The following is a 21,428-nucleotide window of genomic DNA, read 5'->3' as shown; positions in this document are numbered from 1 at the left end:
TGATGGAAACACTTCATTTTGAATTTGTGGCCACAGAGCCACCTGTAAAAAAAGCACTGGTAGGATGTGTAGGCTCTGGCGATTTAGAAATTTTGATGGAACCCGGTGAAAAGGGAAAGACCTCTATTCATGTCGTTACCTCTGTAGATGGCAGTGCAGCACGTTGGCACAATCTTTTTGAACGAATTTTTACTGCGCAAATACCGCCAGCGGTCAATATTGATATTCATGACTTTGGTGCAACTCCCGGTGTTGTTCGCTTACGTCTGGAACAAGCATTAGAGGAGATTGCTCATGACTGATATCGAGAGCTTGTTAAATAAACAAGATTTTATTGAGCTGAGTGCGAGAAAGCGTGCTAAAGCGCTATTAGATGAAGGGACTTTTCGGGAGTTACTCGACCCATTTGCACGTGTTATGTCGCCTTGGCTCGTTAAACAGAACATTGTGCCGCAAGCCGATGATGGTGTAGTGATTGCAAAGGGAACTATTCAAGAACAGCCAGTAGTTTTAATTTCTATTGAAGGTTTATTTCAAGGTGGCAGTTTAGGCGAGGTGGGCGGTGCCAAAATTGCGGGTGCCTTAGAACTTGCGGTTGAAGACAATCTAAAAGGTATTCCAACAGCTGCAATTTTATTGTTGGAAACGGGTGGCGTTCGTTTACAAGAAGCAAATCTAGGCTTGGCTGCAATTGCTGAAATTCAGGCTGCAATTGTGAACTTACGTCAGTATCAACCCGTGATTGCTGTGGTCGCAGGCAGTGTAGGGTGCTTCGGCGGTATGTCAATTGCGGCTGGCCTATGTAGCTATATTGTAATGACACAAGAAGGACGTTTAGGCTTAAATGGCCCGCAAGTAATTGAACAAGAAGCTGGTGTACAAGAATATAACGCCAAAGATCGTCCATTTATATGGAGTATTACTGGTGGTAATCAGCGTTTCGCTAGTGGTTTGGCAGATGCTTATGTTGACGATGATCGCCAGAAAATTCGTCAGCAAGTCACCTATTATTTAACTCAAGGGGTACCTCATCAGCATCGTAGTTCAAATTACACATTCTATTTAGAAAAGCTACAACAAGTTGATACTGCTGAGCAGATTACCCCAGCACAAGTTAAAGCTTTGTATCAAGGAGAGCAAGCATGAATATCGCCGTTGATACATTAAAAGCATCTACTCGTGGTGCACATTGGTTTAAAGCATTTACACAGGACTTTAAGACAGTTGAAGGTTTTCCAGCTTCGGTTTGGGTGTCTGATGGTCAGATTGACCAGCAAGCGGTACGTGTAATTGCCGTTGTTCAAGACAGCAATAATCTGTTCCCTCGGGCAAAACAAGGGGAAGTTGGACTCTTAGAAGGCTGGAGTTTAGCAAAAGCAGTTGATGACGTGGTTCAAGCCGATGCACAGACTGAAACTAAACGCGCTATTTTATGTTTGGTTGATGTTCCAAGTCAGGCCTATGGGCGCCGCGAAGAATTATTAGGTATTCATCAAGCTTTAGCGGGTGCAGTAGATAGCTATGCCAGAGCCAGATTGGCAGGTCATCCTATTGTGAGTTTATTGGTAGGTAAGTCGATGTCGGGTGCTTTCTTGGCGCATGGATACCAAGCCAATCGTATTATTGCCTTAAAAGATTCAGGTGTTATGGTGCATGCAATGGGTAAGGAATCTGCTGCACGCGTTACCTTACGATCGGTTGATGAGTTAGAGCAATTGGCATCAAGCATTCCTCCAATGGCCTATGACATTGAAAGTTATGCAACGTTGGGTTTGTTATCTGAACTGTTATCTATTGAAAACCCTGAACAACCGACAAATGATGATCTTCTGTTAGCGAAGCAGGCAATTGCTCAAGCGTTTAAAGAAATTAATGCTGATCAATCGAGAGGACTTGAACAAAGACTTCATGGCCAAAACCGTCAAATGTCTAAAAAAGTCCGTGAATTATTGCGTGAGCAATGGTCATGAAACTTAAGCTCGAAGCCCATGATTTGTTGTGGGGTATGACGGTCGATTGCTTGGTCGATGATGCCCCACTTTGGGTGAAAGAGGTGTTACTACGCGGTGATCCCGTTGTAGTTCGACGGGAAATTACTCCTGAAGATCAGGTGGCTGTGGGTATAAGAGGACAATTTCGCTATCAACGATATGCAGCTCAAATGCGACTATCAGCAATCAGCAAACAGCTTAAGCCAGAAGCGCTGACTCGCATAGATACGCAACAGTTTGCACACTTGGCAGAACGTTTACAGAGCATTTCCAGCATTATGAAAAAATTTTCAGGATGTTGGGGATATACGGGAAGTTTCGGGTTTGAACTGGCAACGGGCATTAAAACAGTAACCGAGCAAAGTGACATAGATCTGTTGATTCGAGCTGAACAGCCTTTTGCCAAAAAGCAGGCGGTTGAGCTACTCGAAAATTTTCAGCAAGCAGGGCTGAATGTGGATATACAGCTTCAACTTCCACAAGGCGGTTTGGCATTAAAAGAATGGGCTGGGAACAGTGGAAAAGTTCTATTGAAACGTCCTGATGGTGCTGTTTTAGTAGAAAACCCATGGAATTAGGGAATAGATATCATGGCTTCAATTTGGGTATATCCGGGGCAAGGGGTGCAACGAAGCAATATGTTGCACGATTTACCTCAAACCGCTCTGGTTAAAGAATACCTTGAGCGTGCATCGGATGCACTCAAAGAAGATGTCTTGATGCTAGATAGTCCGGCTGCATTGCAGTCGACACGTGCAGTACAGCTGTGTTTACTTATTTCAGGTGTGGTGAGTTCAGCCCTATTAACTGCTGAAAACTTAACACCAGATTATGTTGCGGGTTTGTCGATTGGTGCATGGTCGGCGGCGGTTGTAGCAGGAGTTTTAGCCTTTGAGGATGCAGTCCGTTTCGTTGCCTATCGAGGTGAACTTATGCAAAACGCTTACCCCACTGGATATGGCATGACAGCTCTGATTGGTACAGACCGTGCAGCTGTTGAAACATGGGTCAAACAGATTTATGAAATAACGTCAGAGGTTTATGTCGCAAATATTAATGCACATAACCAGATCGTTATTTCAGGAAGCTTTACAGCCATGAACCAAGTTGCTGCTTTAGCAAGGCAACAAGGCGTGGTGGCAAAAAAACTAGATGTATCGGTGCCATCGCACTGTGAATTATTAAGTCAGCAAGCAAAGCAACTTGCAGCGTCTATGGAGGGAGTGACGTTAAAGCAGCCTAAAATACGTTATTTAAGTGGTACAACTGCTCGTACACTGGGCAGGCCAGAACAGATTGGTGATGACTTAGCTTTTAACATGAGTCGAACTGTAGATTGGGAAAGTACCATCCAAGCTGCATGGGAGCGAGGTGTAAGATTGCAGATCGAAGCTTTACCGGGAACGGTGCTTACTACACTTGCACGTCGAATATTTAAAGAAGGAACTGTATTGTCATTTCAGGGAACACGTTTAGACAGCATTCAGTTAGCAATGCAAAATGAAAATAACGCTTCTTTGTAATTACAATATAAATTAAAAATTCAGTAATAACCCAAGGATATGAGGGATTTACAATGATTATATATGGAACAGCAATATTAGCGATCTGCCATTTATTAGGCGACTATCTTGGCAACACATTAGGCATGGTATTAGGTGTTAAAGCGAATGTCGGTGGCGTTGCTATTTCAATGATTCTGTTGATCTTATCTAAAGAACTATTGGCAAAAAAAGGTTATTTACCTCAAGTCACACAGTTTGGCGTCTTGTATTGGTCAGGTATGTATATTCCGATCGTTGTTGCGATGTCGGCAGGTCAAAATGTCGTTGCAGCTTTATCGGGTGGCATGTTAGGGCTGATTGTCTCTATTGCATCGTTAATTGGCACGGTTTTAGTCATCCGTTATTTAAATAGAATTAGTGGTGACTATGAAACCTATGAATGGACAATAGAATCTAAGGAAAAAATAGCCTAAGCAACATAAACTACAAAAAGTTCAATCAAAAAGGATTTAAATGATGGACGCTATAATTGCTGTGTTATCAAAAAATGCATTAGTCACTGCTCTTGCCGTAACGGGTTTAATGATGTTTGTTTCCCATTTACTCTCAAAATATTTGACGAAGGGAAAACTACAAAGCTCTGCAATCGCGATTACTTTAGGTTTGGTTGTTGCTTACTTTGCAGGGGTTTATACGCAAGGAACCAAAGGCGTTTCTGACATCGCTATTTTTTCTGGTTTTGCGCTGTTGGGCGGAGCCATGATTCGTGATTTAGCTATCGCTTCAACTGCATTTGAAGTTGATGTGAAAGAAGTGAAGAAAGCAGGCAAAATTGGTCTAATTGCATTAATGCTTGGTTGTGTTGTGCCTTTTGCAATTGGGGTTCTGGTCGCATGGAGCATGGGGTATCGAGATCCAATTTCGATGACAACGATCGGTGCAGGCGCAATGACTTATATTGTTGGTCCGATTACAGGAACCGCAATTGGTGCAAGCTCTGATGTGATCGCACTTTCTATTGCAATTGGATTAATCAAGTCAGTTTTCTTTATGGTAGGGACGCCATTGCTTGCGAAATTTATGTATCTAAAAAGTCCGCGCTCTGCAATGGTCTTTGGTGGTTTGGCTGGAACAACCAGTGGTACAGCAGCAGGCCTAGCTGGCACTGATGTACGACTTGTACCTTATGGCGCGTTGGTTGCAACCTTCTACACAGGACTTGGCTGTTTACTTGGACCTTCTATCTTTTTCCTAACGGTTAATGCAATTTTTGGATAAATTTTTGAAAATCGCACAACGGCAACTCATTATTCTTTAATAAGTTGCCGATATTTATCTTTTAAAATTAGTCGCAAACATACGACATTCAGCAATCAGAGCAAGTAAGTTAGGGTCGCGCTCTTTACTTTTTAAAAAGACGAGACCGATTTCTTGTTGCATGTGATATTGCTGTTTTAGTGGAATAAGTTTTACTGAACTTTCATAAACTGCAGAAATACGACCGGGTAGTAGAGCAAAACCGACACCTGAGCTGACCATACTAATGAGGGTAAAAATATCATTGACCTGTAAAGCAACTTTTGGTGAAAAACCAGCTTTTTTAAAAATGATGTCGCTGTCGTTATGAGTTGCAAACCCCTTAGTTAAAGTTAAAAAAGTTTCTTCTTTTAAAAGGCTTAAATCAATATCTTTAAAATCGGCATATTTTGAATCTTTATTGACTGCCAGAAAGATATCGTCTGAAAACATTGGCAAAATTTCAAAGTCATCATCTTGAGTGGTTTCATTTAAAGCCACAATAATGGCATCAAGCTCAGTTGCTTTAAGCTTTTTCACCAAATCCTGATTTGAACTCAGCAACAGTTGAATATCAAGCTCACTGCGTCTGATTTTAAGGCCGCTAATCACATTTGGAATCGTATTTACAGTTAAAGAATAAAGAGAACCTAAATGTAAAACCTTGGCTGCAAAGCCTGCGGCTTCTCTGGTTTTATTTACGGTAATAAAAATGTCTTGTACGATTTTTTGTGCCCGTTCTTCAAAGACATAAGCACTTTTTAAAGGAATGAGGTTACGGCCTTCATTTTTAAAAAGAGGGCAACGTAAAGCACTTTCTAAAGAATGTAAGGCTTTATGAACACTGACATTACTCAACTGCATTTCTGTGGCTGTTTTAGATAAATTTCCACAGCGCATAAAAGCTAAAAAAATCTGTATTTTTTTAAGGGTGAGTTCCTCATCAATTTCCATATTAATCCTTTGAACCTGTTTCCCTAAAAACTATAGATTTGAGCTATAAAGTTACCACAAAATAAAGTCTATAAAATTGTGCTTAGGTCGAAGCATTTCTTTAGAGACTTGCTTCAACTCTTTGTTGAATGGTTTTGATAACCTGATCTAATGCGCTTTGAATTTTAGTGTTCCATTCAAAAGAACAGTTAATTCTCAAATAATGCTGCTGTGAGGGTAAAACACTAAACAGAGGACTTGGGGCAACGCCAATGTCTTGCTGAATCAACTTTTCATAAACTTGCATACTGTCCAGCGTACTAGGAAGTTTGACCCATAGAAAATAGCCACTTGGGTAGTAATACACTTCGCAAGAGCTAGGTAAATGTTGCTTTAAATAGTGATAAAACTGCTTTTTATAACGCTCAAGTGAAAGTCTAAGTGTACGCAAGTGCTTTTCATAATGATGATGAGATAAAAACTCAACCAATGCATTTTGAATAAGTGCATTTACTGAAATGGTACTCATGAGTTGCAAGTGTTGAATATGATCTGAAAACTTACCCGCATAAACCCAACCGATCCGAAAACCTGCACCTAATGTTTTAGAAAAAGACGAGCAGTGAAGCACCAAATTTTGTTGATCAAAATACTTCATTGAAAGTGGTTTTTGGCCGCCATAAAAAAGCTCTTCATAGACATCATCTTCAATCAAATAAATTTGGTGTTCGTGAAGCAACTTGGCAATTTTATATTTAATGTCATCACTGACGGTAAAACCAATCGGGTTATGGGCATTCAGCATGAGCCAACACACCTTGATTGGATATGTTTGAATAACCTGTTCAAAAGCCTCTAGGTCAAAACCATGTTGAGGATGTTCAGGAATGGTAATCACTTTAAGCCCTAAACGCTCGGCGGCTTGCCAAGCCCCATAAAACACGGTTTGCTGTAATAAAATATAATCGCCGGGTTGAGCGACAGCTTGTAGCGAAAGGTTCAATGCATCTAAACCTCCAGATGTAATGACAATGTCATCTGGGTCTGTCTGTATACCTTGCATACAGTAGCGTTGAGCAATTAGTTTTCTTAAGGCTAAATTACCGGGAGGCAAACTGGTTGTCTGGTCATAACTTTGTCTTTGACGGGCAAGCTGTCCCATAATTTGAATAAGTTTGGGTGCTGTTAAAAGCTGACTGTCCGGAAAAGCTGAACCAAAAGGTACGACGGACTCATGTTGAATTGACTTAAGATATTTAAAAACTAATGAATTAATTTCAATTTTAGAGTTCAGTGAAACAACTGAATATTGTTCGAGTGGCTTTAGTGCAATTTGCTCGGCAACGAAGTAGCCAGATTTTTCTTTTGAATAGATCAGACCTTGTGATTCAAGCTCCTGATAAGCATTCATGACGGTCATTAAACTAAAACCAGAACGTTGTACCTGATCTCTCAATGACGGTAATTTTTCATGTGCATTTAAAGTGCCGCTCTCAATGAGTTGGCGAATGCTGTGAGCGAGTTGTTCTGATTTATACATGTATGAGCTGCACGAAATAAAAAAAGATGCACTGAATCAATAATAAATGCCGTTTGCAGAATCTACAAACGGCATTTGTTTAGAACAATAGATTTACTTTAAGTAAGGGGCTGCATAAATCAATATCACTTTAAACAATCCCGCAATCACAGCTAAAGCTAAAAAACCACCGATCCATAGCAGAATAAACCATTGGATTTGATTGAGTTTAACGGATGACTTTTTCATAAAACCCTCCATACTTAATGATAGCCTTCATCACCTACACGAACTTTGTCACGGAATACCCAATAAGAGACAATGGTGTAAGCAATAATGATTGGAATCAAAATAAGTGCACCGACCAAAGCAAACATCTGGCTTGAATGCGGTGCTGCAGCCTGCCAAATGGTGACTGATGGCGGAATAATATATGGCCATAAACTAATCACAAAACCAGTAAATGCAAGGAAAACGAGCGCCAATGTATATGCAAATGGTTTGAGGTCATGATCCTGCTTTTTACATGCCGATAAAATCAGGCCAACAAATAACAAGACCAAAATTGGTACAGGACTAAAATAGAACAGGTTTGGTAACGAGAACCAGCGATCTGCAATTTCAGGATGCGTTAACGGCGTATATAAACTCACGCCACCAAAAATAATGAGCAGTGCAATAATCAGCTTTGGCATAAGCTCATACATACGTTGCTGCAAGCCTTTTTCAGTTTTTAAGATGAGCCAGCCACAGCCCAAAGTTGCATACATCGCAACTACACCAATACCTGTAAAGATCGTAAACGGGGAAAGCCAATCAAAAGACCCACCAGCAAAAATACCATTTTCGGTTTTGATTCCTTGAATATAAGCACCCAAAATAATCCCTTGAAGGAAGCTGGTTAAAACTGAACCCCAAATAAAAGCTAAGTCCCACAGATGCTTGGTACGATGAGCTTTAAAACGGAATTCAAAAGCAACTCCACGGAAAATCAAGGCAATGACCATGAAAATGATAGGCAGGTAGAGTGCTGATAAAACTGTTGAATAAACCAGCGGGAAGGCTGCATACAGACCCGCACCACCGAGAACCATCCAGGTTTCGTTACCATCCCAGACAGGAGCGACGGTATTCATCATGACGTCACGTTCTTGGCTATTCTTAATGAAGGGGAACATAATCCCGATTCCTAAGTCAAAGCCATCCATGACCACGTAAATTAAAACACCTAAACCGATAATACCGACCCATATTAAAGAAAGATCAATCATGACGGTTCTCCCCAGAGTTTTGTTTGCTGTCAATATTTTCATCAACTGCACTAAGTGGACGCATCGGTGTTTTAAAGTGTCCTACGCCGCCTGCTTCCATATTTGGCGTGTCGATAAATACAGGGCCTTTATTAATGAGTTTTAAGGTGTAGTAAATTCCACTACCAAAAACGATGGTATACACCACCACAAAAATAAAGAGACTTAGACCCACCTGATCTGCCGAAACAGTATGCGATAAACCATCTTTGGTTCGCATAATACCATATACTACCCAAGGTTGACGGCCTACTTCGGTAGTGATCCACCCAGCCAGCATTGCCACATAACCTGCAGGCCCCATCACTACAGCAAATTTATGAAACCATGATGTTTCATAGAGTTTTCCTCTTTTACGTAACCAAAGAGCAATGAGTGATAAGGTGACCATAAGGACGCCAAGACCCACCATGACACGGAAACTCCAGAAAATAATGGTCGAGTTTGGACGGTCTTCAGGTGCGAATTCTTTTAAGCCAGTCACTTGCCCATCTAAACTGTGAGTTAAAATTAAGCTACCCAAATATGGAACGCCCACTTCAAAGTGATTTCGTTCTTCTTTCATATCCGGTATGGCAAATAATAGTAACGGCATAGGCTCGTTATGATTGGTTTCCCAGTGACCTTCCATAGCAGCAAGTTTGGCCGGTTGATGCTCACGAGTATTTAAACCGTGGTTATCGCCAATTACCACTTGTAAACAAGAAGTCACAAGCACCATCCAAAGACCCATCGAGAATGATTTTTTCACCAATTCATCACGACGGCCTTTTACCAAGTGCCAAGCAGATGTACCCACTACCAATAAAGATGAAACCAAGAAGGCAGCAGCACCCATATGTGCAAAGCGGTAAGGGAAGGACGGGTTGAAGACAATAGCTAGCCAGTCTTTTGGCACAATAATGCCATTTTCGATGGCAAAGCCTTGAGGTGTCTGCATCCAGCTATTAGAAGATAGAATCCAGAACATGGAAATACATGTTCCGATGGCAACCATAAGTGTTGCGAAGAAATGGGCTCGAGGACCAACACGTCCCCAACCAAATAACATAATGCCTAAGAAACCTGCTTCTAAGAAGAAGGCACTCAAGACTTCATAGGTAAGTAAAGGACCAGTAATACTTCCGGCAACGCGTGAAAATTCACTCCAGTTCGTACCGAACTGGTAACTCATAACCACGCCCGAGACCACACCCATACCGAAGGCAACAGCAAAGATCTTAATCCAGTATTTAAAGAGATCTTTATAAATCGGGTTTTGGGTTCTTAACCATTTCCACTCTAAGACTGCTAAAAAGCAGGCAAGACCGATGGAAGTGGCCGGAAAAATAATATGGAAGGATACTGTAAAAGCAAATTGTATTCGCGCTAATTCTAGAGCGGTTAGACCGAGGCTCATAAACTTTCCCCCTGTGAACTAGCTGATGATGATTGAATGAGTTAAATACTTATTTTCAGGCAACAAAGTATTTTGGCGATTAAACTTACTTCTGTGATAGATCTTCTTAGCAAGTAAAATGCCAACAGGGTTAAGCAATATAATTGCTTGATATTCCAAGAGAATAGACTGATTGATTGTTCTCAATCTGTTAACAAAGTTTATGCTTGATGTTGCATTTGTAAAAAAGCATGTTGCATTGAAACATTGATGAAATATCTGGTGATATGCAATAGATCGTCTCATGAAAACTACCTACCTTAAGAATTTTCCTTAATCATGCACTTACTATTTTTGTATATGTAGATACAGAAATTTTTTATAAAACTATAACAGTCTGGAGCAGTCATGAGGTGTGCTATAGTTTTTTTTCAATTATCTGTAGCTATGTATCCATTCTTCAAAAGTCCAAAATAAATGAACAAGATTTACGAATGGCCAAAATCACTCTCCAAAATACAGCGAATGCGACTTTGGGTAATAAGCGCAGAATAGTTTCTTCTCTTTTATTCCTTTGTTGTTTTGCGTGAGGTCTGGTTGTTACGTAGGTTATTAAAGACCTGATTTAAGTGTAGCTCTTCTAAAATAGCTTGGATGTTAAAAAATGTTTATTACTTCTCAACTAAATGTTCTACATAAAATTATTAAAAATCAGCCTGTTCCTGTTTCTATATTGGCTCAGTTAGAGCAAACCTATGTTAATTTTGAAGCTACTTTATTAAGAGCGAAAGTACTCAGAGACTTTTCTAAATCTGAAACTGTATATTTAGTCCAATCTCATATTGAGCCACAGCAAAGTAGTGTGGCTTATCTATTTTCACCATTTATTTTTGCCAACTTAAACAAGGCTGCTATTTATACAACGCCTGCGACAACGCCTGTGCTTTCTATTCTTAATAAATATTACCAAGCTGAGAAAAAAGCACTATTCAAAGTAGATGATGTTTTAGACAGCTTAAAAATTTATATCGACTTGGAGCTTGCTAAGCTTAATGAAGTTGAATTTATCTATTTAAGCCTAATCAAAGCACTATGCCGAAGTGATCTCTCTACCGTTTTTTTAATTACGAGTTTAGACGTAGATGTCGAGCATTTAAAAGCACTGGAGCAATTTTTAAAGGTCAAAATTTATTGGATTAAAACCACAAAAGATGATGACTTAAAAAACCTAAATAGCTTAGAAATGCGGAAATTATTATTCAAAAATAAAGATGAAACTTATGTCAAATTATGCGCGGAATTTGCTCAAATGAACGCAGAGTTGGTAGGGCTGTGTGACACTTTCACGACACCTCAAATGACACATTTAATTGATGATATGTTTTATTCAGAACATATTTTCGAGAAACTATCTGTCTATTCAGAATATATACAAACCTTATTACAAAGCCAGCAGAGCATTCGGCAAAAAGAGGCGTCTTAGACTTTGAGATGCGAGCTTTTTATCTTTGTGTTTGGGTTCTTATATAAAGAATGAATACAGTTATAAAAAAATAATCGTTTTCATGTGAAATAAATATTTTATGGTAAAAGCAAAGCAATATTGGTTTTACTTACATGACAAATTTAAATTTTGAGCATCATCTCGGTTCACTAACGCATGCAGCACTTAGTCAGGCCTCAATTATTTCTCGTGTGTGGGGTGAAGGGCCTTCAGAACGTTATGATGAATTGGCAAAAAATTTCAGACCGACTTTTGCCCGTATTAAAGAAGGGGCTTTAATTCGTGAGCAACAGCATATTTTGCCCTATGAACAACTTCAGTGGCTTAAAGATATTGGTTTTACACGGTTAAGACTTCCCAAAGCTCATGGGGGCTTTGATGCAACCATTCCTGAACTATTTGCATTGCTCATTGAACTTGCCGAGGCCGATTCAAACTTACCGCAAGCTTTGCGTGTGCATTTTGGTTTCACTGAAGATGTCTTGGTAAGTAAAGACAAAGCGTTTCAACAGCGTTGGCTTAGCCGAATTGCCAATGGCGAAACAGTCGGTAGTGCATGGTCTGAAGGCGGGAAAGAGTCAATTGATCAGTTCGAAACTCATTTGTATCGAGACAGTGAAGGAAAAATTCGCGTTAAAGGGAAAAAATATTACACCACAGGGAGTCTATATGCAGACTGGGTGGACGTTGGTGTAACAGATTTAAAGGGTGAGTCTGGCTCGGTCGTTGTGCGCCGTGAAGATGAAGGTGTCGAAATTGTTGATGACTGGAATGGCTATGGTCAGCAACTCACCGCGAGTGGTACAGCATATTTCAATGATGTATTGGTCGATGAAACTGAAATTTTACCTGACGATGACCGTTTTAAATATTCAGCGGCTTACTATCAACTGGTCCAACTGGCAATTATTACAGGTCTAGGGCGTGCTGCAAGCTATGATGTTTCTCAAGCTGTTGCTAAACGTACCCGAAACTACACGCATGCAAATGCTCAATTTGTAAAGCAAGATCCGCAAATTTTACAAGTCGTAGGCCAAATCCGTGGCGCGGCTTACAGTGCAGGAGCGATTGTTGAAAAAGTTGCACAAAGCTTACAACGTGCTTACTTGGCTGCATTTCAAAATAATGAGCAGCTTGAAGAAGAGCAAAATGCGCTTGCCGAGCTTGAAAGTGCACAGTCTCAAACGGTCATTACCGACTTAATTTTAAATGCTTCTACAATTTTATTTGACGCTTTAGGTGCTTCTGCAACAGACAAAGATTTAGGCCTAGATCGATACTGGCGTAATGTACGGACTTTATCTTCACACAACCCGAGAGTATTTAAAAATCGAATTATCGGTGATTTTAGTGTAAACGGCACATTACCACCGTATCAATGGAGAATAGGGAATGTTGCTAAATAATAAATTATAGTTTTAGATATTAAGCTGCTACTTTTAGCGGCTTAATATTATTTTGATTGTTTAAATTAAATTTTAAAAATCTATTAGAATAAAATCATATTTTGTTTGGGGTATATATTATAAAGAAAATGTAAAAATTGCTTTAGTATAAAAATAAATAAAATGCTGGCGAATATTTTATGACTAAAAAAATTAGTTTTAATGCTTTTGAAATGAATTGTATTGCCCACCAATCTCCTGGATTATGGCGACATCCTCAAGACCGATCTGTTGAATATAAAGATTTAGAATATTGGACAGATTTAGCACAAATTCTTGAGCGTGGTTTTTTTGACGGTATTTTTATTGCAGATGTGCTTGGTATTTATGATGTTTATCATCAAAGTGCTGAACATGCTTTAACAGGTGCAGTACAAGTTCCAGTCAATGATCCGCTACAGATCGTGCCTGCGATGGCAGCAGTCACCAAGCATTTGGGCTTTGGTGTCACGACCTCTATTTCTTTTGAACATCCTTATCCTTTTGCTAGACGTATTAGCACGCTAGACCATTTAACCAAAGGGCGAGTTGGTTGGAATATCGTGACGTCTTATTTGGAAAGTGGTTCGAAAAACTTGGGTCTAAAAACTCAGGTTAATCATGACAATCGTTATGATATTGCTGATGAGTATTTAGAAGTTCTTTACAAACTTTGGGAAGGGTCTTGGGAAGAAGGTTCGGTACTTCGTAATCGTGAAAGTGGTATCTTTGCTGACCATAAAAAAGTGCATCCAATTCAACACGAAGGTAAATACTTTACTGTACCGGGCATCCATATTTGTGAGCCATCACCGCAGCGAACGCCAGTACTCTACCAAGCAGGCGCATCTTCACGCGGGCAGAAGTTTGCTAGTCAAAATGCCGAGTGCGTATTCATAGCAGCGCCGTCTAAAATTGCCACTAAAAAAGTGGTACAAGGCATTCGCCAAAAATTGGCTCAAGAAGGCCGAGATCCGTACTCAGTTAAAATTTATGCACTTTTGTCGATTGTCACTGATGAAACCGATGCAAAAGCACAGGCTAAGTTTAAGGAATATCAAAGCTATGGAAGTTATGACGGCGCTTTAACTTTGCTGTCTGGCTGGTCTGGTGTCGATTTTTCACAATATCAACCGACTGATAAAGTTGAATATATTCAAACCAACGCGATTCAATCTTTATTAGATTCTTATGTAAATGCGGACCCAGAACGTGTTTGGACCATTGAAGAAATTGCAAACTGGAACAGCTTAGGCGGTAATGGGCCTGTGTTAGTGGGTTCGGGAGAAACCGTTTCGGATGCTCTACAGCAATGGGTTGAAGATACAGATGTCGATGGCTTTAACCTTGCCTATATTTTGGCGCATCAAACCTTTGCCGATGTAGTTGAGTTTATTGTGCCAGAGTTGCAAAAACGTGGGGTATATCAAACCTCATATGCACAAGGAACATTAAGAGAAAAATTATTTGGTGCTGGGCCATATTTGCCTGAAAATCACCGCGGTGCAAAATATCGTAATCTAAAGGAATTAAAACTTGCTGAGGCGAGTTAATATTTTAGGAAGCCTTTAAATAAAAAGCTGGTTAAATATCAGCTTTTATTTTGTCTTTTTATATCGATTTTACTGCTGAGTTAATAATGAAAAGATAATTATATAATTTAGATTAAAACATCAGATTAATTTGTTTTTGTATTATGTGAATAATCATTATTTTGTTCCTGTTATTAAAATTCAGGAATTATTAAGTGAGCACACAAGAACTCGATCATAACCATCGTTATGAAATTAAATCTCCCGATGATGTTTCACAATTAATTTCAAAATTTGCAGGGAAGGGTAAATCGAATAAAGTTATTTGGTTGGCACTAATTGGCGTATTTATTGATGCCTATGATTTAACAACGCTCTCTTTTGGTATTGAGCAAGTCATCTCAGAGTTTTCTTTAAGCCCTGTGATGACCGGGGTGGTGGCTTCAGCAATTGTCTGCGGAACCATTGTTGGAAACCTGATTGGTGGTTGGCTGACAGATAAAATTGGCCGTTATCGGGTCTTTATGGCGGACATGGTGCTGTTTGTCATTGCGGCAATTGTCGCAGGCTTTGCACCAAATGTCTGGGTTTTGATTTTAGCCCGATTTATTATGGGAATTAGTGTTGGTATTGATCTGCCTGTTGCAATGTCATACTTATCTGAGTTTTCCAAGTTTAACGGTAGGAGCAACAAGGCAGCCCGTTTAGCTGCATGGTGCCCAATGTGGTATGCCGCTTCTTCGGTGTGTTTTGGTCTGGTTTTGGTGCTTTACTTTCTTTTACCTCCTGAGCATAGCAACTGGTTATGGCGAGCATCTTTAATTTTTGGAGCAGTGCCAGCGTTACTCATTATTTTTATTCGCGGTAAATATTTAACTGAGTCACCCATTTGGCTTGCAAATCAAGGCGATTTAAAAGGTGCAGCTAAAGTTCTACAAGAATCCTATGCAATTCATGCAGTTGCTACAGTTGAAAAAGTAGAAAGAACTGCTGAAAAGAAAAAGCGCGAGGGGTTTGCGGTTTTATTTAATAAAACCTATTTGCCAAGAACTATTGTGGCAATTGTGATTCACATTTCGGTGGCATTTCAGTACACGACCATTGCCTTCTTTTTACCTTCTATTTTAACGCGTTTTTTTCATACAGATGTCTTGACGACCATTACCACTACACTTGGGCTTAATTTATTGTTTGCATTTACGGGCGGGCTGTTAGGCGTATTTGTTGCTAGCAGATTTAAATCTCGTCATGTGTTGCTTACAGGCTTTTTACTCCAGTTTATAGCCCTTATTGCCTTAGCATTCATTGGTGAACCCGGTAATAGCTTTTTACTCTACACCGCAATTGGCATGCTAGGTTTGTGGCTTTTTGCCGAAGGCTTTGGGCCTGGGGCACAAATGATGGTTTATCCAACCATGGCTTATCCAGCTTCGATTCGTGGCGTTGGTGTTGGCTTTAACCGTGCGGTAACGGGTGTTGCTCAGGCAATTGCTTTGTTTGTTTTACCGATCTGGATGGCGGGATATAAAACTGATGTTTACCTGATTATTTCTATCTTTGCATTTATTCCTTTAATTGTGATTGGGCTACTGATTAAGTTTGAGCCTACCGCCCAAGATGTTGATGTTATCGATGAAGATAAAACAGAACTTCCTCTCAATAATTCACCAGTAATCGACTAGAGTAAAAATAGATATCTAAATGAAAATAAAGGCCAACAATTGTTGGCCTTTATTTTGGGAGTTAGAAGTAATAAGCAAAAATTACAAATGCTTTTTTATTCCATTTATCATTGCTTCCACCAGCCGCAAGGCCCTCACTGTCTCCTAGATATGGGTCGTGTTTACCCATCAGCAATTCAGCTTGTACCGTCAATTTTTGATAGTTAAAGGCAATGCCGGGAATAAAACGGGTTGAATCTTTAAAGCCATCTTGCTCTTTTCGATAAGAACTATAGTTTAGGTAAGGGCGAAGAGAGGTAATGGGGCCAAATTGCTGAGGAAATAGATAGCTCAATTCGGCTGAATAAATCTGACCTTTGGTTGCCGAATTAAATGAATAATCGAAACCGCCCAAAGTCAGATGATCTTTATATTCACTGTCGGCATTATCAATGTCTTGATAACCAGCCAAAAGCTGTAAATTCCATTGGTTATAATTGGTATTGCTAAAAACCGAATAAACTTGGCGATCGCCATCTTGCCCTGAACGTTTATTTTCAATGGTGGAGTACCATGCAGAGGCGCCCAGTTGGGTAGAGAAATTTTCTTGGCCTAAGACATTTTTAAAGGTATGAGCACCGCGAACAACAATGGAGTTCTTTTCTTTAGTATTGGTGCCTTGTGGTACTGAGTCATCCGCATTGACAGGGTTGATACTAAATCGACTCGAGTCTTTGCTTTTACCTCTATAGGTGCCACCATCGGTAGGATAAAAGGCGAGTTGTGCTTCATTGATTCCATCATTGAAATCATATTTCACCCCAAGGTTGTGTACATCTTCCCAACCGGCACTATTGGCAATGCCTAAATAATAAGTATTTCCCCAAAAGCGACCCAAGCCAAAAGGAACGGGGTTTAAGCCAGCAATAATTTTACTGTTGTCATTAATTTTATAACCCATCCATGCATCGGTGAGCCAATTGGCATCGCCTAAATGCCCGTAATATTCATAAACCCGATAATCTAAGCGGCCAATCCATTTCGGGGAGTTGTAATCTAGCCATAATACGGCGTCATTAAAAGAAAATTTACTGGTAGAGGGTTCAGAGTCAAAATCATAAACATATTTAGCCCGAACAGTACCACTTACTTTAAGCTGACCTTCTTCAGCATTGCCAAAGGTAAGCGCTGCATGACTTGAGAGGCTGAATGTAATTAAAGACGTTGTAATTAATGTTTTTTTCAAAATTTGAGAATGTTTAAACAAAAGAATTTTTCTCCTCTTAAAAATAAAAATTAAATTTGCGTCATGTATAAACCAGAAAAAGATTTGCCCAAATCTCAATATTTGCAGAAGATTTAAGATAAAAAGATAATAAAATCTGAACTTTATATAAAAGAATGAAAATTAATTAGATGCAAAACTCTGGATGCAATATGCAAAAATAAAAATGATCAAATATGAGAGGATAAAATACTTAGAGGGCATCTGTCAGGTTTTCCTAATCATATGATTTGTGAATATCGTTTTTAGTTATTGATATATAAGTATTTTAATTTTTATTTTAATCTGTAAGTTTACTTAGAATTTGCTTTTTACCAAAAGATAAAAACTTATAAGGAAAAGTTATTTATAAAAATTAGATAAGCAACTCATATTTTTTTATTTTTCATTATAAAGCCGGCTGCATACCATGGGCTTATATTATTGAAAGATCATGAAATTATGAGCACAAAGACCAAACCGTTGATTATCACGGCAATTGTGGTTGTAGCAATTGTTGCATTTATCGTATGGCAAAATAAGAAAGATAATAATACGGGTGCTTCAGTTCGTGACAACAAACCTGTCGTGATTGCTTATCAAACTGGGGTTGACCCAAGCAAAGTTGCACAGGCCAACGGAGATTATGAAAAACATAGTCAACGGACCATTCAATGGAAAAAATTTGATGCGGGTTCAGATGTAGTTAATGCACTTGCTTCAGGTGATGTGGTACTTGGCAATATTGGTTCAAGCCCACTTGCTGCTGCGGCAAGCCGTGATTTACCGATTGAAGTATTCTTAATTACTTCAAAACTTGGTGGGTCTGAAGCATTAGTGGTGAGTAATAAATCAGGCATTAAAACCCCTCAAGATTTAATTGGCAAAACCATTGCTGTACCTTTTGTTTCAACAACCCATTACAGCCTTTTGTCTGCACTTAAACATTGGAACATTCCAGAAGACAAAGTAAAAATTATTAACTTGCGTCCACCTGAAATTTCAGCGGCGTGGGAACGTGGTGATATTGATGCTGCCTATGTTTGGGAACCTGCATTAAGTAAAGCTAAAGCATCTGGTACGGTTTTAACTGACTCGAAACAAGTCGGTGAATGGGGTGCTCCAACTTATGACTTATGGGTTGTACGTAAAGATTTTGCAGAGAAAAACCCTGATTTCTTAAAAGCTTTTGTTAAAACTACGCTTGAGCAGCTTGAAAAATATAATCAAGATCCAGCCGCTTACGTTAAAGATGCCGATAACGTGCAAAAAATTGCGCAGCTTACAGGTTCTAATCCAAAAGATATCCCGCTTTTATTAAGTGGAAACATCTACCTTGACCATGCTCAGCAAAAACAAACGTTAGATGGTGAATTTGCACAAAATATTTTTGATACAGCGAAGTTCTTAAAAGGTCAGGGTAAGGTCGATCAACTGAAAGCCGATTATAAAGGCAATGTGAATTCTTCATTTTTGCAGCCTTAAGGAGTTGTCATGAGTGTACTTGAAGCCAAACATATTCATCTGAATTTTCCTAAACAGCAAAAGCCAGTTTTACAAGACATTAACCTAACCATTGAAGAAGGTTCTTTAACCGTGATTTTAGGCGAGTCAGGTTGCGGCAAAACAACTTTGCTTAATATCTTGGCAGGGTTTCAAAAGCCGAGTTCTGGTGATGTGCTTGTAAATCATGAGGTCGTAACTGGTCCAGATGTAACCCGCGCTGTGGTGTTTCAGGATCATGCCTTACTTCCTTGGTTGAATGTTGCAGATAATGTTGGCTTCGCTTTGCAGTTAAAAGGTTTAAAGCGTGCAGAGATTGAGAAACAAGTGAGTGCAATTTTAAAAATTGTGGGTTTAAGTCACGTTGAAAAAGCCAATATTTGGGAACTTTCTGGCGGTATGAAACAACGTGTTGGTATTGCCAGAGCTTTGATCAGCCACGCGCCGTTTATTTTATTAGATGAACCTTTTGCTGCCTTAGATGCTTTTACGCGTGAAAACATGCAGCAGTTAGTGCTCGATTTATGGATTCAACAAAATAAAAGCTTCTTTTTAATTACACATGATATTGAAGAAGCATTATTGCTCAGCAATCAGTTAGTTCTGATGACGGCGCATCCAGGCAAAATTGTAGAAACTCTACATCTCGATTTTGCTCAACGATATCGTCAGGGCGAGTCTATTCGTTCGATTAAATCTGACCCTCAGTTTATTCAGCTCAGAGAACAGCTATTTGAAAGTTTAAGGGCTCAAAAACAAAGCGATAAGGAGGCGTTACCTACATGAACACTAAAGATAACGTCTATGAATATGACAAAGCAGAGCTAAAACTTAAGTCAGATGTGCAAACAGAAAAAGCTTCATTTCTATCGTCATTTTTTGAGAAGCATCGCACCTTAGCGGTCAGCATAATCAGTGTAGGAAGTGTGGTTGCACTCTGGTTTCTCATTACTGCTTTGCATGTCGTACCTGAACTGTTTTTACCGAGTCCACAGGCAGTCTGGCAAAAATTTATATCGGTCAGCCAAGAAGGCTTTATGAAAGCAACTTTGTGGCAACATTTGGCAGCCAGTATTTCTCGTGTGTTTTTAGCTTTGATTGCTGCCGTGGTAATTGGTGTTCCACTGGGTTTGTGGATGGGGCTGAACAAATGGGTTCGTGCTGTTCTAGATCCTTTGGTTGAATTATTACGTCCAATTCCACCGTTAGCTTATTTGCCGTTACTTGTTATTTGGTTCGGTATCGGCGAAACCACAAAAGTACTTTTGATTTTCTTCTCGATTTTGGCGCCTGTTATTATTAGCAGTGCGCATGGTGTGTTAAGCCATCAGCTAAATCGTGAACGTGCGGCATTGTCGTTAGGGGCAAGTCAGTCACAAGTCTTTTGGCATGTCATTTTACCAACAGCTTTACCTCATATTATTACCGGTATCCGTATCGGTCTCGGGGTAGGTTGGTCAACATTAGTTGCAGCAGAGTTGGTTGCAGCGGACCGTGGTATTGGTTTTATGGTGCAATCGGCAGCACAGTTCTTAATTACCGATACGGTGATTCTGGGCATTATTGTGATTGCGATTGTCGCAGTTAGTTTTGAGCTGTTTTTACGTTGGTTACAAAAACAGTTTTCACCTTGGTATGGTCAGCAGTTGTAGTAAAGAAGATGAATACAGTAGTAGCAAACTTAAATATAGAAGTGATCAAGCCTACCATTGGCGCAATTATTCACAATATTGATTTGAATGCGTTAAATGAACAGACAACGCAACAAATCCAGCAGGCTTTGCTTGATCATCAGGTCATTTTTTTTCGAAAGCAACAATTAGCGCCACAAGCACAAGCAGACTTGGCCCGTAGTTTTGGCACCTTACATGTGCACCCGATTTATCCTTCAATTGAAGATGTTCCGGAGGTAATGGTGCTCGACAGTTGGAAACAAGATTTGCGTGACAATGAACTTTGGCACACAGATGTGACTTTTAGTAAAACCCCGCCTTTAGGTTGTGTGTTGCAAGCTATTAAAATTCCACCTGTAGGCGGTGACACGTTGTGGTCGAGCAACACAGCAGCTTTTAAAGGGCTTCCGCTTGAGTTGCAGCAAAAATTGCGTGGCTTAACTGCAACGCACGATATACGTAAGTCTTTTCCGCTTGAACGATTTGCTCATAACGAAGAAGAGCGTGAAAAGCTTTTGCAAACCTTTAAGCGTAACCCGCCAGTGGTTCATCCAGTGGTGCGTACCCATCCGGTCACAGGCGAGCCTTTGTTGTTTGTAAGCGAGGGTTTTACCACACACATTAATGAGTTACCCGAACAAGAAAGTGAGCAATTACTTAATTTCTTGTTTGAACATGCGACCCAAGAGCAATTTCATTTACGCTGGAAATGGCAAGACGGTGACGTCGCGATTTGGGATAACCGTTGCACACAACATAAAGCATTATTTGATTATGGCGACGCCCATCGAATTATGCACCGCGCAACTATTAATGGCGATGTGCCATTTTATAAAGAAGAACAACAGCCAGAGTTAGCAGAGGCTTAATTCCTTTAATTATTCTTTGTTTCAATTCCAACGTAGCGTTTTGAGTTGGAATTGAAACAATAACTC

General features: G+C 39.7%; 21 protein-coding genes. 15 read left to right on the top strand and 6 right to left on the bottom strand.

The annotated features are described in order from the left end of the window. Nucleotides 1-2 precede the first annotated feature (2 nt). From AC52J8_RS10650 to madM, 7 genes are read left to right on the top strand one after another with little or no spacing between them, the layout of a single operon-like run. On the top strand, nt 3-302 hold the full coding sequence (locus AC52J8_RS10650; RefSeq protein ID WP_025468447.1) for a malonate decarboxylase subunit delta: 300 nt from the start codon (nt 3-5) through the stop codon (nt 300-302). Beyond that, a complete protein-coding gene (locus tag AC52J8_RS10645) occupies nt 295-1,146 on the top strand; it encodes a biotin-independent malonate decarboxylase subunit beta (RefSeq protein WP_017481599.1) in 852 nt (283 codons plus the stop codon). The genes AC52J8_RS10650 and AC52J8_RS10645 overlap by 8 nt, the downstream gene beginning before the upstream one ends. Further along, nucleotides 1,143-1,970: a biotin-independent malonate decarboxylase subunit gamma gene (gene mdcE / locus AC52J8_RS10640; RefSeq protein ID WP_086398889.1), complete on the top strand. Its 828-nt coding sequence runs from the start codon at nt 1,143-1,145 to the stop codon at nt 1,968-1,970. Before AC52J8_RS10645 ends, mdcE begins: the two co-directional genes overlap by 4 nt. Next, the gene (locus AC52J8_RS10635; protein WP_086398890.1) at nt 1,961-2,569 is read left to right on the top strand and encodes a malonate decarboxylase holo-ACP synthase; all 609 of its coding nucleotides are present in this window, start codon (nt 1,961-1,963) and stop codon (nt 2,567-2,569) included. Before mdcE ends, AC52J8_RS10635 begins: the two co-directional genes overlap by 10 nt. Nucleotides 2,570-2,581: 12 nt before the next feature. Continuing rightward, nucleotides 2,582-3,514, top strand: coding sequence for a malonate decarboxylase subunit epsilon (gene mdcH, locus AC52J8_RS10630; RefSeq protein WP_032006717.1), 933 nt, complete (start codon nt 2,582-2,584; stop codon nt 3,512-3,514). 53 nt (nt 3,515-3,567) lie between these two features. Next, a complete protein-coding gene (gene madL / locus AC52J8_RS10625; RefSeq protein WP_002114391.1) occupies nt 3,568-3,969 on the top strand; it encodes a malonate transporter subunit MadL in 402 nt (133 codons plus the stop codon). A 43-nt stretch (nt 3,970-4,012) separates the two neighbouring features. Then, nucleotides 4,013-4,774 (top strand): malonate transporter subunit MadM, encoded by a 762-nt coding sequence (gene madM, locus AC52J8_RS10620; RefSeq protein WP_086398891.1) that lies wholly within the window; start codon nt 4,013-4,015, stop codon nt 4,772-4,774. A 54-nt stretch (nt 4,775-4,828) separates the two neighbouring features. Here madM and AC52J8_RS10615 read toward each other — a convergent pair whose 3' ends face one another. From AC52J8_RS10615 to AC52J8_RS10595, 5 genes are all read right to left on the bottom strand, one after another. Then, the gene (locus AC52J8_RS10615; protein WP_069140328.1) at nt 4,829-5,746 is read right to left on the bottom strand and encodes a LysR family transcriptional regulator; all 918 of its coding nucleotides are present in this window, start codon (nt 5,744-5,746) and stop codon (nt 4,829-4,831) included. Nucleotides 5,747-5,846: 100 nt separating this feature from the next. Further along, nucleotides 5,847-7,265 (bottom strand): aminotransferase-like domain-containing protein, encoded by a 1,419-nt coding sequence (locus AC52J8_RS10610; protein ID WP_086398892.1) that lies wholly within the window; start codon nt 7,263-7,265, stop codon nt 5,847-5,849. A gap of 93 nt (nt 7,266-7,358) precedes the next feature. Beyond that, on the bottom strand, nt 7,359-7,493 hold the full coding sequence (locus AC52J8_RS10605) for a DUF2474 domain-containing protein (RefSeq protein WP_197738924.1): 135 nt from the start codon (nt 7,491-7,493) through the stop codon (nt 7,359-7,361). Nucleotides 7,494-7,507: 14 nt separating this feature from the next. Further along, nucleotides 7,508-8,515 (bottom strand): cytochrome d ubiquinol oxidase subunit II, encoded by a 1,008-nt coding sequence (cydB, locus tag AC52J8_RS10600; protein ID WP_005076463.1) that lies wholly within the window; start codon nt 8,513-8,515, stop codon nt 7,508-7,510. After that, nucleotides 8,508-9,953, bottom strand: a complete 1,446-nt coding sequence (locus tag AC52J8_RS10595) for a cytochrome ubiquinol oxidase subunit I (protein WP_000052002.1) — start codon at nt 9,951-9,953, stop codon at nt 8,508-8,510. Before AC52J8_RS10595 ends, cydB begins: the two co-directional genes overlap by 8 nt. A 643-nt stretch (nt 9,954-10,596) precedes the next feature. Between AC52J8_RS10595 and AC52J8_RS10590 the strand changes: the two genes are divergently transcribed. From AC52J8_RS10590 to AC52J8_RS10575, 4 genes are all read left to right on the top strand, one after another. Next, nucleotides 10,597-11,415 (top strand): hypothetical protein, encoded by an 819-nt coding sequence (locus AC52J8_RS10590; protein WP_086398895.1) that lies wholly within the window; start codon nt 10,597-10,599, stop codon nt 11,413-11,415. Between the two features lie 134 nt (nt 11,416-11,549). Further along, nucleotides 11,550-12,842: an acyl-CoA dehydrogenase family protein gene (locus AC52J8_RS10585; RefSeq protein WP_086398896.1), complete on the top strand. Its 1,293-nt coding sequence runs from the start codon at nt 11,550-11,552 to the stop codon at nt 12,840-12,842. 179 nt (nt 12,843-13,021) lie between these two features. Then, nucleotides 13,022-14,413 (top strand): LLM class flavin-dependent oxidoreductase, encoded by a 1,392-nt coding sequence (locus AC52J8_RS10580; protein ID WP_086398897.1) that lies wholly within the window; start codon nt 13,022-13,024, stop codon nt 14,411-14,413. 194 nt (nt 14,414-14,607) lie between these two features. Next, nucleotides 14,608-16,074 (top strand): MFS transporter, encoded by a 1,467-nt coding sequence (locus AC52J8_RS10575; protein WP_086398898.1) that lies wholly within the window; start codon nt 14,608-14,610, stop codon nt 16,072-16,074. 61 nt (nt 16,075-16,135) lie between these two features. Here AC52J8_RS10575 and AC52J8_RS10570 read toward each other — a convergent pair whose 3' ends face one another. Next, complete coding sequence (locus AC52J8_RS10570; RefSeq protein WP_086398899.1) at nt 16,136-17,320, bottom strand: hypothetical protein; 1,185 nt, start codon at nt 17,318-17,320, stop codon at nt 16,136-16,138. 441 nt (nt 17,321-17,761) lie between these two features. Between AC52J8_RS10570 and tauA the strand changes: the two genes are divergently transcribed. Genes tauA through tauD form a run of 4 tightly spaced genes read left to right on the top strand, consistent with a single transcriptional unit; the run spans nt 17,762 to nt 21,362 of the window. Next, nucleotides 17,762-18,802, top strand: coding sequence for a taurine ABC transporter substrate-binding protein (gene tauA, locus AC52J8_RS10565; RefSeq protein ID WP_086398900.1), 1,041 nt, complete (start codon nt 17,762-17,764; stop codon nt 18,800-18,802). A gap of 9 nt (nt 18,803-18,811) precedes the next feature. Continuing rightward, nucleotides 18,812-19,606, top strand: a complete 795-nt coding sequence (locus AC52J8_RS10560) for a taurine ABC transporter ATP-binding protein (protein ID WP_496538773.1) — start codon at nt 18,812-18,814, stop codon at nt 19,604-19,606. After that, nucleotides 19,603-20,472, top strand: coding sequence for a taurine ABC transporter permease TauC (tauC, locus tag AC52J8_RS10555; protein ID WP_078220682.1), 870 nt, complete (start codon nt 19,603-19,605; stop codon nt 20,470-20,472). The genes AC52J8_RS10560 and tauC overlap by 4 nt, the downstream gene beginning before the upstream one ends. Before the next feature lie 8 nt (nt 20,473-20,480). Further along, nucleotides 20,481-21,362, top strand: a complete 882-nt coding sequence (tauD, locus tag AC52J8_RS10550; protein WP_001099249.1) for a taurine dioxygenase — start codon at nt 20,481-20,483, stop codon at nt 21,360-21,362. Nucleotides 21,363-21,428 lie beyond the last annotated feature (66 nt).

Source organism: Acinetobacter sp. S-1, from assembly GCF_059579785.1.
The sequence above is the reverse complement of the archived record's forward strand: the minus strand, read 5'-3'. Positions and strand labels throughout refer to the sequence as shown.